This is a genomic window from Chelativorans sp. (assembly GCF_031180965.1).
Taxonomy (GTDB): domain Bacteria; phylum Pseudomonadota; class Alphaproteobacteria; order Rhizobiales; family Rhizobiaceae; genus Chelativorans.
Genome location: NZ_JAPSLH010000006.1, coordinates 17,034 through 29,092, shown reverse-complemented (window position 1 = coordinate 29,092; position 12,059 = coordinate 17,034). Strand labels below are relative to the sequence as shown.

General features: G+C 63.8%; 13 protein-coding genes. 1 reads left to right on the top strand and 12 read right to left on the bottom strand.

All coding sequences use genetic code 11. From position 1 onward, the window contains the following. Positions 1-215: 215 nt before the first annotated feature. From RIN79_RS06350 to RIN79_RS06300, 12 genes are all read right to left on the bottom strand, one after another. Entirely contained in the window at positions 216-1,739 is a 1,524-nt protein-coding gene (locus RIN79_RS06350; RefSeq protein ID WP_309083796.1) for a HAMP domain-containing sensor histidine kinase, read from the bottom strand. Positions 1,740-1,785: 46 nt separating this feature from the next. Continuing rightward, complete coding sequence (locus RIN79_RS06345) at positions 1,786-3,213, bottom strand: FAD-dependent oxidoreductase (RefSeq protein WP_309083795.1); 1,428 nt, start codon at positions 3,211-3,213, stop codon at positions 1,786-1,788. Between the two features lie 21 nt (positions 3,214-3,234). Continuing rightward, positions 3,235-3,978: a VTT domain-containing protein gene (locus RIN79_RS06340; protein ID WP_309083794.1), complete on the bottom strand. Its 744-nt coding sequence runs from the start codon at positions 3,976-3,978 to the stop codon at positions 3,235-3,237. Positions 3,979-4,172: 194 nt separating this feature from the next. Next, positions 4,173-4,556 (bottom strand): DoxX family protein, encoded by a 384-nt coding sequence (locus RIN79_RS06335; protein WP_309083793.1) that lies wholly within the window; start codon positions 4,554-4,556, stop codon positions 4,173-4,175. Between the two features lie 111 nt (positions 4,557-4,667). Continuing rightward, complete coding sequence (fumC, locus tag RIN79_RS06330) at positions 4,668-6,059, bottom strand: class II fumarate hydratase (protein ID WP_309083792.1); 1,392 nt, start codon at positions 6,057-6,059, stop codon at positions 4,668-4,670. 119 nt (positions 6,060-6,178) lie between these two features. Next, positions 6,179-6,955 (bottom strand): sulfite exporter TauE/SafE family protein, encoded by a 777-nt coding sequence (locus RIN79_RS06325; protein ID WP_309083791.1) that lies wholly within the window; start codon positions 6,953-6,955, stop codon positions 6,179-6,181. 197 nt (positions 6,956-7,152) lie between these two features. Further along, on the bottom strand, positions 7,153-8,793 hold the full coding sequence (gene groL, locus RIN79_RS06320; protein WP_309083790.1) for a chaperonin GroEL: 1,641 nt from the start codon (positions 8,791-8,793) through the stop codon (positions 7,153-7,155). 60 nt (positions 8,794-8,853) lie between these two features. Further along, a complete protein-coding gene (groES, locus tag RIN79_RS06315) occupies positions 8,854-9,150 on the bottom strand; it encodes a co-chaperone GroES (protein ID WP_309083789.1) in 297 nt (98 codons plus the stop codon). Between the two features lie 307 nt (positions 9,151-9,457). Further along, complete coding sequence (locus RIN79_RS21550; protein WP_375165885.1) at positions 9,458-9,583, bottom strand: hypothetical protein; 126 nt, start codon at positions 9,581-9,583, stop codon at positions 9,458-9,460. Between the two features lie 14 nt (positions 9,584-9,597). Beyond that, positions 9,598-9,828 carry a DUF433 domain-containing protein gene (locus RIN79_RS06310; RefSeq protein ID WP_309083788.1) on the bottom strand — a complete coding sequence of 77 codons (231 nt, stop codon included), beginning with the start codon at positions 9,826-9,828 and terminating at the stop codon, positions 9,598-9,600. 112 nt (positions 9,829-9,940) lie between these two features. Beyond that, on the bottom strand, positions 9,941-10,333 hold the full coding sequence (locus RIN79_RS06305) for a GNAT family N-acetyltransferase (protein WP_309083787.1): 393 nt from the start codon (positions 10,331-10,333) through the stop codon (positions 9,941-9,943). Between the two features lie 22 nt (positions 10,334-10,355). Beyond that, positions 10,356-10,994, bottom strand: a complete 639-nt coding sequence (locus RIN79_RS06300) for a DNA-3-methyladenine glycosylase I (protein ID WP_309083786.1) — start codon at positions 10,992-10,994, stop codon at positions 10,356-10,358. A gap of 231 nt (positions 10,995-11,225) precedes the next feature. Between RIN79_RS06300 and RIN79_RS06295 the strand changes: the two genes are divergently transcribed. Further along, complete coding sequence (locus RIN79_RS06295) at positions 11,226-11,978, top strand: L,D-transpeptidase (protein WP_309083785.1); 753 nt, start codon at positions 11,226-11,228, stop codon at positions 11,976-11,978. Positions 11,979-12,059 lie beyond the last annotated feature (81 nt).

The following is a 12,059-nucleotide window of genomic DNA, read 5'->3' as shown; positions in this document are numbered from 1 at the left end:
CGCCGCTTACCTAGCGATTGAAGCCGGCAAAAGCAAGCGTTCACTTTGCATTTCCGTCATTGAACCGTGCCGCTCCACGTAAGTGCGGCCGCTACCCTCTTGCTATGCTGACGGATGCACAGCGGCGGGGCCGAGACTTTTGAAGATAGCGATAGGGATTTTACGCCCGCGCGATCCTGGCTCGCATTTTGGCACCAGTTTCGCCCGAGCCCTCGCTATTGCGCAGCCTCGCGCTGTTCGCCCTCGCCGAAGCCGGTTGGCTTTCCGCTTGCCGCCCCGGTGCGGCTCTCCTGGCCGGCTATATGAGGCAGCGTGATCGAGAAAACGGTGCGGCCACTGCCCGTCTCAACGAGACGGATCTCTCCGCCATGCGCGCGCACCAGCTCCTGCGCAATGGCGAGCCCGAGGCCCGTTCCCCCGATCCTCGCGGAACCGCGGAAGGCCGTGAAGAGGTTCTCGCGCGCCTTGGGAGGCAGGCCAGGTCCGGTATCGGCCACGAGGATGCTGACCGTTCCCTCTTCGCGACGTGCCGAAACAATGATGCGGCGAACCAGCACCGCATCTGCCTCGTTCGTCATCGCCTGAACGGAGTTGCGGCACAGATTGGAAAGCACACGGAACATCTGCTCCGCATCCGCATCGATCTCGAGCAGCGGCTCCACCTGGTTGAGGAATTCGATGCCGCTCATCGGATCGATCGCGAGCGCCGACTGCACCTCCTCCACAAGTTGCGCCAGGCGCAGCCGGCGGCGCGCCGGCGGAGCCTCGTGCGCCCTGCCATAGGCGATCACGCCCTGCGAATAGGTGACCGCGCGGTCAAGGGTGCGCACCAGCTTAGGCGCAAGCGACTGCACCGTCGGGTCGGCGCTCATGGCGAGCCGATCGGAGATCAGCTGGGCCGATGACAGCATATTGCGCATATCGTGGTTGATCTTCGACACGGCCAGGCCGAGCTCGGCGAGGCGCTTGCGTTCGCCCAGCGTGCGATGCAGCGTCTTCTGCATCTCGGCCAGCTCGCGCTCGGCAACACCGATCTCGTCGTCGCGATCCTCGGGCTCGATGATATGCTCCGCATTGTCCGGCGCCGCGCCAAAGGAGAGCATCGAGCGCGTCATCGCACGGATCGGGCGGATCATGATGCGGTTTATAGCGTAGAAGACGAGCGTCGCCGTGATCAGCGAGATCAGCAGGGAGAGCAGGGCGACGTTGCGCGCATAAACCAACATGGCCGACCTCAGCTTGCGGTCGGGCAGGATCACCTCGTACTGAATCGGCCGGTCTTCGACATGGCCAAAGATGCGCAGGATGCGGTCGCCGCCAAAGAAAAGGGTGCCGAAGGCCTGCCGAATCGCCGTGAGAGGACCCATAGTGTCCAGATCGGCGTGAAGGTCCACCGCCGGCGGGACACCAGGGACCACCAGACGGGAAGCGTCGCCGTCGCGGATTACGATCGCGCTGACGCCGGCGGTCGCCAGAACATCCCTGGTCGCCTCCTGGCTGAGGCTGTCCGGATCCCCTTCGAGAAGAACGCGCCCGACGATGGACGCTTCACGCAACCGCTGCTCCATCCATTCCCGGCCGAAATTGGCGACGGAGGGGATGAAGATCAGGACCTCCGCGGCCATCACGAACAGGATGGTGAGGAGCAGGATCTTGGTCGAGAGGCCGCGCGTCAGCGATGCCGTGCAGGCCGCGCCGGCTTGTCTTCCGCCTCCATCGCGATGCGGTTCCTCGGCCATTCCCTGGTTCTCGCCGCGGCGCATGCTGCGCCGGCTTTTCGATATTCTATCCAAATAAGCGCAGAAAACCCACCAGTCTACGGACAAGGTGATTTCCGGCGACGCCGGCATAATAGGAGAGCGCCATCCTCTTCCCGACCTCACCAAGTGTCGGATAGGGAGCGACATAGCCGGCGATGTCCCGCAGCGTCAGCCTCTTGGACAGCGCAAGCGACCAAAAATGCATCATCTCCGCGGCGCCCTGTCCGACAATCGAGACGCCCAGAATGCGGCCACGCGGCCCGGCGATCAGCTTGATGAAGCCCTGCGTGAGCCGCTCTGTCTGCGCGCGGTCGTTTTCGGCGAAGGGCGAGCGCAGGACCGTGACCTTTCCGCCGCTCTCGCGCGCCTCAGCTTCCGTTATGCCGATATGGGCAAGCTCCGGATCTGTGAAGGTGGCGCGGGGGATCAGGCCGGGCCTTTGCCGCGCCGGAAGGCGGAACAGCAGGGCGCGGATCACGAGCCCCGCATGATGGTTCGCTACATGCGTGAATTGCAGCCCGCCGGCCACATCCCCGATGGCATAGACTCGCCGGTTGGTCGTGCGTAGCTTGCCGGAAACCTGGATGCCCTTGGCATCGTATGCGATCCCCGCGCGCTCGAGCGCCAGCGCCTCGAGGTTCGGGCGGCGGCCGGCGGCGACAAGCAAATGCGACCCCTCGACGGTCCGGCTCACTTCCGCCCCTTCCACATGGACGCGAATGCCGGCCACACCGTTTCTTTCGGCACGCAGCACCTTGGCGTGCTCGATGATCTCCACTCCTTCGGTACGCATCTGGCGGAGCACGACGGCCGCAAGTTCCGGGTCTTCCTTACCGAGAGCGACGCCGGCCTCGATGACGGTGACGTCGGAGCCTAGTCGACGGTGCGCCTGGGCAAGCTCCATTCCCACGGGGCCTCCGCCGATGATGACGAGGTGCCCGGGCCGGCTCTCCTGCTCGAAAATGGTTTCGTTCGTCAGAAACGGGATGCCATCGAGGCCGGGGATCGGCGGGACGACCGGCGATGAACCGGTGGCGATGACGAAGCGGCGCGCGCGGATCTCGTGATCGCCCGCAACGACGGTGCGAGGATCCGTAAAACGCGCCTCCGCCGGAATCACGGTGACGCCAAGGGCGGTAAAGCGCTCCACCGAATCGTTCGGCGCGATGGCGGCGATCGCGCGGCGCACATGCCGCATCGTTTCGTCGAAGTCGATTTCGGGCGCGGGACTCGAAACACCGAAAGCAGCAGCCTGCGACAGGCGGTGCGCCTGTTTTCCGGCGGCGATGAGCGCCTTGGAGGGGACGCAGCCATAGTTCAGGCAGTCGCCGCCCATCTTTCCGCGCTCTATCAGCACCACCGGCACGCCGAAGGAGGCCGCAGCCGCGGCGACGGTCAGGCCGCCTGACCCGGCGCCGATCACACAGATATCCGGTCTATGCAGTATCGGCATCGGTTCTCGTTCCCTGATGCGTCACGGCAGCTTCGCCGCGCATTTCCTTTTCAAGACCATCGCGATCGCGGCCAGGACCGCCAGCGCTGCCAGGGCCAAGGTCAGCTTTGCTGTCACCAGGTCATGAAGCTCGATATCCTCTCCGGACGCGGCAGCCGCAAGGAGAACGCTCTCGAGGCCGTGCCCGAGATAGGCATAGGCAAACGCGCCCGGTAAAATCCCGAGCGCGGTGGCGGTGACGAAAATCCTCAGCGGGACATTGAAGAAGGCAGGCACGATATTGACCAGCCAGAAGGGAACGATGGGAGCGAGCCGGAGCACAAGCAGATAACCGAAGGCGCCCTCCTCAAAACCCTGCGCCAATCGCGCCGCCCGGCCCCCTATGCGCCGTTTGAGGATATCGCCGAAGGCGGATCGGGCTGCAAGGAATAGCGCCGCCGAGCCCAGAACCGCCGCGACGACCGCCAGGATGCCGCCCACCAGCCAGCCGAAGAAAAAGCCGGCCGCAATAGTAAGGAGCGAGGCTGCCGGAAAGGCCATCGCCACGGCGGCCGCGTAAAGAAGTGTGAAGCCGCCGGCGGAAAGGAGGGGATGCGCGCCGATCCAGGCCTGCAGCACCGCCCGCCGCTCCACAAGCGCGGAGAGTTTGAGATGCTCGTGCCAGCCCATGGCATAGGCTGCTGCGAGCCCGAGCAGGAGCAGCCCGAGCGGCAGGAACCGCCATGGTCTTAGCTTCCTGTCCTCCGCGGCCCGCGGCCTCCCCATCGCTCCAGCCTTCCCACCCCGACGCTCACCATCCTTAGATGACCGCGCGGGCGGGGTGTGCAATCAGCAATCCGCCCGCATCACGGGCTTTTGACCCGGGAGGCAAGCTTATCACCGGCTTTTGAAGAGGAGACCCGCCATGGAATCAAAAAAGGACCCGCGTTCGGCGGGTCCTTCGAGGAGAAAGCCGTCCGTCAGCGGCGCCGGCTATCAATCGAGAGCGCGCCGGGACCATGGGCGATCAACGCCAGGAAGCCGCCGGTGATGGCAAGGTTCTTGAGGAACTGGATGAGCTGCATCTGGTCGGCAAAATTGAAATGGGCGATGAAGGCCGAAGCGAAGGTGAAGATGGCAAGCAGGACGGCGGAGATCCTGGTCTGAAAGCCGACAAGGACGCCGAGACCGCCCAGGAATTCGACCAGGGCTACCAACCAGGCGGTGGCCTGCGGCAGCGGAAGCCCCAGACCCCCGAAATAGCCGGCGGTGCCGCCGAGATCGGTCAGCTTGCCGAAGCCGGAGAAGATGAAAATGATCGCCAGGAGAATGCGGCCGAGAAGAACGATAACGTCATTGGACATGTGGTGCGACTCGCTGTTGTGGGTGGCGGTACATAGCCAGCTTGGCGGCGCACGCCTATAGCCATCCCGGTTGACGCTGTGTCTTCGCGCAGGAGCCGTTTGGCTCCGCGATCACTTCGGGGCGATCATGTCTTCCGGGCGCACAAGTCTGTCGTAATCTTCCGCTGTCACAAGCCCAGTCTTCAGCGCTTCCTCGCGCAGGGTCGTGCCGTTCTTGTGCGCGCTCTTTGCAATCATGGCGGCATTGTCGTAGCCAATTGCAGGGGCGAGAGCGGTCACAAGCATCAGCGAGCGCTCCATCAACTCCCTGATGCGTGTCTCGTCGGCCTCGATCCCTTTCACGCCGTTGTCGGCGAAGGAGCGCATCGCATCACAAAGCAAACGGGTGGACTGCAGTACCGCATTGGCGACCACGGGCTTGAAGACGTTGAGCTCGAAATGGCCCTGGCTCGCGGCGACGCTGACCACCGTTTGATTGCCCATCACCTGGGTCGCCACCATGGTCAGCGCCTCCGCCTGGGTCGGGTTCACCTTGCCTGGCATTATCGAGGAGCCGGGCTCGTTCTCCGGCAGCTTGAGCTCGCCCAGGCCGGAACGCGGACCGGAGCCCAGGAAGCGGATATCGTTGGCGATCTTGAAGAGGTCCGCGGCAAGCGCGTTCAGCGCTCCATGGAAGAAATTGAGCGCGCCATGGCTCGCCAGAGCCTCGAACTTGTTCTCCGCCGTGCGGAAGGGCAGGCCGGTGATCGCCGCCACCCGCTCGGCAAACGCCCTGTCGAAATCCTTCGGGGCATTAAGGCCGGTTCCCACGGCGGTGCCGCCCTGAGCAAGAGCATAGACGTCCTGCAGGGCCGCCTCGATGCGCCTGCGGCCAAGTTTCAGCGCCGCCACATATCCGGAAAATTCCTGCCCCAGCGTGAGCGGCGTTGCGTCCTGGGTATGGGTGCGGCCGATCTTGATGATGCTGGAAAAGGCGCGCTCCTTCTCCTCCAGCGCCGCCGTCAGATGATCCAATGCCGGCAGAAGCTGCGTGACAGCCTCTTGCGCTGTCGCGATGTGCATGGCGGTCGGGAAGCTGTCATTGGACGACTGGCTCATATTCACGTGGTCGTTCGGATGCACCGGCTTCTTCGAACCCATCTGTCCGCCGAGCATCTCGATGGCGCGGTTGGCGATCACCTCATTCGCGTTCATATTGCTCTGGGTGCCCGATCCGGTCTGCCACACCGCGAGCGGGAACTGGGCGTCAAGCCGTCCCTCCGCCACCTCCCGCGCGGCCGACACGATCGCCTCGCCGAGCTCGGGGTCCAGCTTGCCGAGCTTCATGTTCACCTCGGCTGCGGCAAGCTTCAGAAGGCCGAGGGCGCGGATCAGCGGCACCGGCATCTTCTCCACCCCGATGCGGAAATTGGTGAGGGAGCGCTGCGTCTGCGCGCCCCAGTAGCAATCCGCGGGCACTTCGATCGGGCCAAAAGTGTCGGTTTCGATCCGGGTCTTCGTCATGCGAGGGTCCACTCCAATAGTCTTTCCGCCATATGCTCCAAGGACATGGCTTTTGCTAGCCCGTGCGCGAGGACCCTGCCCATTTGTACCGATTAAATGCGGTCACCGTGCCTGAAGGCTCACACAAGCTCGAGCAGTTGCAGGGTTTGCCAGGTCGCAAGCAGCACGATCAGGCAGCCGATCGCTCGCAGCAGGACACGCTCCGGCACGGATTTTATGACCCAGCCGGCGAAGGGCGCGGCAAGGATACCGCCCACGATCAGCCCGGCCACGGCGGTGGCATGCTCCATGTAGCTGCCGCCTGCCTCCCAGTGACCGGTAAGCAGGGCGAGAAGGAAGGTGACAGAGACCGACAGGGTGATCAGGAATTCGCTGGCATTCACCGTTCCGATAACATAGCGCGGCGCCCCGCCGGCGCCGAGCAGGCCGGTGGTCACGATGGGACCCCAGCCGCCCCCACCTGCCGCGTCGAGAAAGCCGCCGGCCGCACCGAGAGGCGCAACGATCCCCGTAGGAACGGGATTGGTGGGGATTTTCCTGAAGGACCGGAAAAGAAGCCAGACCCCGACAAGTGCCAGATAGGTGGTCACGAAGGGCTTTATCGCATCCCCCTCGAAAGAGGTGAGCACGTAGGCGCCGAGGCAGCCGCCCAGTATGCCGAAGGGAGCGAGCCGCACGAAAAGCCGCCAGTCGATATTGCGATGGTAGAGGTGAGCCGAACCCGAAGCGGCAGTGGTGAAGAGCTCCGCAGCGTGCACCGAGGCCGAAGCGTGCGCCGGCGGAACGCCGAAGCTCAGGAGCACGGTGGAACAGACCACGCCATAGGCCATGCCGAGAGCGCCGTCGATGATCTGGGCGAGGAAGCCGACACCCGCGAACAGAAGAAATTCCTGCACGATCAATCCCACCTCTGACGAACGACGCGAAACTAGACGTGACCCGCGAGCCGGGTAAGGCTCGATCGTTGCGTTCGTCGGCGCACCGGGAGAACCATATTTCATTTCTCGAGGGCCGATCCACCAAAGACACCCCGCGGGCCCACAAAAAAGGGCGGCATTGCTGCCGCCCTCCAAAACCGAATGTTCCTGGACGATTAGAAATCCATGCCGCCCATGCCGCCCATGCCGCCGCCGGGCATGGCAGGCGCCGATTCCCTCTTCGGCAGCTCGGCGACCATCGCTTCCGTGGTGACCAGCAGGCCAGCCACCGACGCGGCATCCTGAAGCGCCGTACGAACGACCTTCATCGGGTCGACGATGCCCATCGCGATCATGTCGCCATATTCGCCGGTCTGGGCATTGTAGCCGAAGGTGACGCCGGTGTTCTCCAGGATCTTGCCCGCCACGATGGAGGCTTCGGCCCCCGCATTGGACGCAATCTGGCGCGCCGGGGCCTGGATGGCACGGCGGACGATGTTGATGCCGGCATCCTGATCCGGATTCTCGCCCTTGGCCTGGATGGCGGTGGAGGCGCGCAGCAGCGCCACGCCGCCGCCGGGCACGATGCCTTCCTCGACCGCAGCGCGGGTGGCGTTCAGCGCGTCGTCGACGCGATCCTTCTTCTCCTTCACCTCGACCTCGGTCGCACCGCCGACGCGGATGACCGCAACGCCGCCGGCGAGCTTGGCCAGACGCTCCTGCAGCTTCTCGCGGTCATAGTCTGAGGTGGTCTCCTCGATCTGGGCCTTGATCTGGGCAACGCGGCCCTCGATCTCCGGCTTCTTGCCGGCGCCATCGACAATGGTCGTGGTCTCCTTGGCGATGGAGATCTTCTTGGCGCGGCCCAGCATGTCGAGCGTGACGTTCTCGAGCTTGATGCCGAGGTCCTCGGAGATCACCTGGCCGCCGGTGAGGATCGCGATGTCCTCGAGCATGGCCTTGCGGCGGTCGCCGAAGCCGGGAGCCTTCACGGCAGCGATCTTCAGGCCGCCGCGCAGCTTGTTGACCACGAGGGTGGCAAGCGCCTCGCCTTCTACATCCTCGGCGATGATGAGGAGCGGACGGGCCGACTGGACGACGGCCTCGAGGACTGGCAGCAGCGACTGGAGGTTGGAGAGCTTCTTCTCGTGCAGGAGGATGTACGCATCATCGAGCTCGGCGACCATCTTCTCCGGATTGGTGATGAAGTAGGGCGAGAGATAGCCGCGGTCGAACTGCATGCCTTCCACGACCTCGAGTTCGGTCTCGGCGGTCTTGGCTTCCTCGACCGTGATCACGCCCTCATTGCCGACCTTCTGCATCGCCTCTGCGATCATCTGGCCGATCTCCTTCTCGCCATTGGCTGAGATGGTGCCGACCTGGGCGACCTCTTCCGAAGTCTTGATCTTCTTGGAAGCGCTGGTGAGATACGCGACGACGTCATTCACGGCGAGATCGATGCCGCGCTTCAGGTCCATCGGGTTCATGCCCGCGGCAACCGCCTTGGCGCCTTCCTGCACGATCGCCTGGGCGAGAACGGTGGCGGTCGTGGTGCCGTCGCCGGCGATGTCGTTGGTCTTCGAGGCCACCTCGCGCACCATCTGCGCGCCCATGTTCTCGAACTTGTCCTCGAGCTCGATCTCCTTGGCGACGGTCACGCCATCCTTGGTGATGCGGGGCGCGCCGAAGGACTTGTCGAGGACGACGTTGCGGCCCTTGGGGCCGAGCGTGACCTTCACCGCGTCGGCGAGGATGTTGACGCCGCGCAGCATGCGCTCGCGGGCGTCACGGGAAAATTTTACGTCTTTTGCAGCCATGTCTGTTGCTCCTGGCTTTCGGGCGGGGCCCGGTTTCGTTCAGCTACCGGCGGCCAGTGATCAGCCGACGATGCCCATGATGTCGGACTCCTTCATGATCAGGAGATCCTGGCCATTGAGCCTCACTTCCGTTCCCGACCACTTTCCGAAGAGAACGCGGTCGCCCGTCTTCACATCGAGTGGAACGAGCTTGCCGCTCTCGTCGCGCGCGCCGGGGCCTACGGCGATGACCTCGCCTTCCTGCGGCTTCTCCTTCGCGGTGTCGGGAATGATGATCCCGCCGGCCGTCTTATCCTCGGATTCGACCCGGCGAACGACCACGCGGTCATGAAGCGGGCGAAAATTCGTGCTGGCCATGTCTTGCACCCTTGATTCGGACTTTGAAAAAGGCTTTTCCTCCGCCTCTCATGGCGGAGGGTCTTTAGCACTCGCCATTCAAGAGTGCTAACAGCGGCCGAGATAGTCGGGGCAGCCGCGAGAGTCAAGCAAAGGTTCGGAGCCGGCTGCGACGCCAGAGCCGCAGGTCATTCTCTGGCGGCAGCCGGCAGTGGCAAAATCCGCAGGCGGGTGCGGCTTGGCTCGATAGTGAGCAGCGCACCTCTAGCCAGTTCGTCTGCCATTTGGTGCAAGGCCTGAATGACAGCGGTGCCGATCACATCAGGATTCAGGTCCGCCGCACGGATCTGTACAATTCCCTGTCGGATGCGCTGGCATTCCCGCAGGTAGACCAGTGCACTGCCTCAAAGCCCGCTCCGGCGAGAATGCCTATCCAGCGCGGCGACAAATTCATGTCGACAAGAAGCTTCATGTGGCGGCGAGTTCGACCTCCCGCTCATCAGCACGCCATGCGGCGTAGCGAATTGCTTGCAGAATATCCTCGCGCTCGAGATAGGGATAATCGGCTACGATATTTTCGATGCTATAACCGGAACCGAGCTGGCCGACAATCGTGCCGACCGTGACACGGGTATCCCGGACACACGCTTTGCCCCCCATTACGTCCGGGCTCTGGGTGATACGCGCAAATTGCTCCATTTTCCGCTCCATCGGTGCGGCCGGTCGCCAGGACCTCATTATGGGTGTCGGCCACCTATTTTTCCAGCTTGCGAATGGCGCGTCCGGCAGGCCACGGAAGGCTACATCCTTCTCAAGGACGAAGGCGGATCAGGCCAGCCTTGGTCGGTTCAAAGCCGCATTCGCGGTAGAATTTTTCCAGATGCGCCTCGAAGTCGACATGCAGCCAGTGGGCGCCGCGTCCGCGCGCAAGGCGCGCCGCCTCACGCACTAGGCGCACGCCGATGCCCTGTCGGCGGAAATCCGGGTGCACGCAGGTGTCCAGGATGAAGGCGTGGACGCCACCGTCCCAGGCGACGTTCACGAAGCCGATCAGCCGCTCTTCCGCATAGGCACCCACATGCGCCAGGCTGCGCGTGAGAACGGGCGCGAAATCCCGCAGCTCCGTCGCGCCCCAGGCCTGCCGCCAGAGATCATTCATGGCTCCGTTCGCGGGATAGGGATCAGCCCTGAACTCGATCGTCATCCGCTGCTATCCGCTGCCAGCCTCAGATGGGCCGCTGGAACCGCTGCCGGTCCTTTTCCACCTCGTCGCGCGCGAAGCATCCTTCGATATGGTCATTCACTAGCCCCATAGCCTGCATGAAGGCATAGACGGTGGTCGGCCCCACGAAGGTCCAGCCGCGTTTTTTCAGATCCTTCGAAATGCGCGTGGAGATCTCGGTCGTAGGATTGGCCCTCAATGTCGCGAAATCAATCCTGGCCGGCCGCTCCTCGGGGCTGGGCTCGTGCCGCCAGAAATAGCGGGCTAGCGAGCCCTCCTTCTCGCACAGCTCGATTGCCCGGCGCGCATTGTTGATCGTGGAACGGATTTTTCCGCCGTGGCGAATAATGCCGGGGTTCCTCAGCAGCCGCTCAACATCCTCCTCGGTGTACCGGGCGACGCGCTCGATATCGAAGCCATCGAAGGCGTCGCGGAAATTCTCGCGCTTGCGCAGGATCGTGAGCCAGGAAAGGCCGGACTGGAAGCCCTCCAGGCAGAGCTTCTCGAAGAGCCGGCGATCGTCGGCGACGGGCCAGCCCCATTCCTGGTCGTGATAGGCCATGTAGTCCGGCAGGTTTGCGTGCCAGGCGCAGCGCGTCCTGCCGTCGGCGCCCTCAACCAGTCCCGTTCTTTCTTCGCTCATTTCACCCTACGCCCATTAAGGGGCCGTTCACCAGCGTTTCGAACCGGCCGGTAACCACGCCCGACGGTTTCGTTCCGGTATCGCATTTTATGAAAGCGGATTCACCATTCCCTCGGCCTGTTGATGCAGCATCCTGACAGGAGCGCATACATGCGCTTTCCGGAGGCGCAACCCGTTTCCTGAGGGGGCGGAGGCGCGTCCGAACGGCAGGTTCGTGCGGAGAGCAGGTCGATGAAATCCCTTTTGTATCTGGCTGGCCTCGTTGCCGCCCTTTTCCTTTCCGGCGCCGCCCAGGCGCAGGACCGCTATGTCGAACGGCCGCCGGTGCTCGTAAGCCCGGACCTGGCCGCTCCCTGGATCCTGCAGCTGCGCCGGGCGCCGGTGGAACCGCATCATGTGCAGCGGCGCGTCTACTACGTCCAGCCGCAGGTCAAGCACCGCGTGGTCAAGCGGCGACACGTGATCCAGCCCCATGTGCACACGGCAGTGGTGGTGCCGAAAGCGGCTCCGCCCCCGGAACGCGTCATCGACCCCAAATTCCTGCCGCAGGAGGTAGTCTATACGGGGCCGCACAAGCCGGGCATGATCGTCGTCGATACCCACCAGCGCTTCCTGTTCCTCATCCTCGACGGTGGCAAGGCGCGGCGCTACGGCGTTGGAGTGGGCATGCCCGGATTCCAGTGGGCCGGCACGCATACGATCACCAGGAAGCGGGAATGGCCGGACTGGCGCCCGCCAGCCGAGATGATTGTGCGCGAGCGGAAAAAGGGCAAGGTGCTGCCGACCTATGTCAAGGGCGGGCCGCACAATCCCCTCGGCGCCCGCGCCCTTTATCTGGGCTCGACCCTTTACCGCATCCACGGCACCAACGCACCCTGGACCATCGGCCAGGCCGTTTCCTCCGGCTGCATCCGCATGCGTAATGAAGATGTCATAGACCTCTATCGACGTGTTCACGTCGGCACCAAGGTCGTGGTAATCTGATTCCATCTGCGGGGGACGAGCCGGCCGGAGGGGTCTTGCCGGCGTCGTCTTGGGAAGGCAGCGCCTCCAAAGGGGCGCTGC

Bases quoted from the DNA above. Each gene is read 5' to 3' on its own strand.
- groL (WP_309083790.1), bottom strand. From the start codon at position 8,793: ATGGCTGCAAAAGACGTAAAATTTTCCCGTGACGCCCGCGAGCGCATG.
- RIN79_RS06300 (WP_309083786.1), bottom strand. From the start codon at position 10,994: ATGAGCGAAGAAAGAACGGGACTGGTTGAGGGCGCCGACGGCAGGACG.
- RIN79_RS06340 (WP_309083794.1), bottom strand. From the start codon at position 3,978: ATGGGGAGGCCGCGGGCCGCGGAGGACAGGAAGCTAAGACCATGGCGG.
- groES (WP_309083789.1), bottom strand. From the start codon at position 9,150: ATGGCCAGCACGAATTTTCGCCCGCTTCATGACCGCGTGGTCGTTCGC.
- RIN79_RS21550 (WP_375165885.1), bottom strand. From the start codon at position 9,583: ATGAATTTGTCGCCGCGCTGGATAGGCATTCTCGCCGGAGCGGGCTTT.
- RIN79_RS06305 (WP_309083787.1), bottom strand. From the start codon at position 10,333: ATGACGATCGAGTTCAGGGCTGATCCCTATCCCGCGAACGGAGCCATG.
- RIN79_RS06335 (WP_309083793.1), bottom strand. From the start codon at position 4,556: ATGTCCAATGACGTTATCGTTCTTCTCGGCCGCATTCTCCTGGCGATC.
- fumC (WP_309083792.1), bottom strand. From the start codon at position 6,059: ATGACGAAGACCCGGATCGAAACCGACACTTTTGGCCCGATCGAAGTG.
- RIN79_RS06345 (WP_309083795.1), bottom strand. From the start codon at position 3,213: ATGCCGATACTGCATAGACCGGATATCTGTGTGATCGGCGCCGGGTCA.
- RIN79_RS06350 (WP_309083796.1), bottom strand. From the start codon at position 1,739: ATGGCCGAGGAACCGCATCGCGATGGAGGCGGAAGACAAGCCGGCGCG.
- RIN79_RS06295 (WP_309083785.1), top strand. From the start codon at position 11,226: ATGAAATCCCTTTTGTATCTGGCTGGCCTCGTTGCCGCCCTTTTCCTT.
- RIN79_RS06310 (WP_309083788.1), bottom strand. From the start codon at position 9,828: ATGGAGCAATTTGCGCGTATCACCCAGAGCCCGGACGTAATGGGGGGC.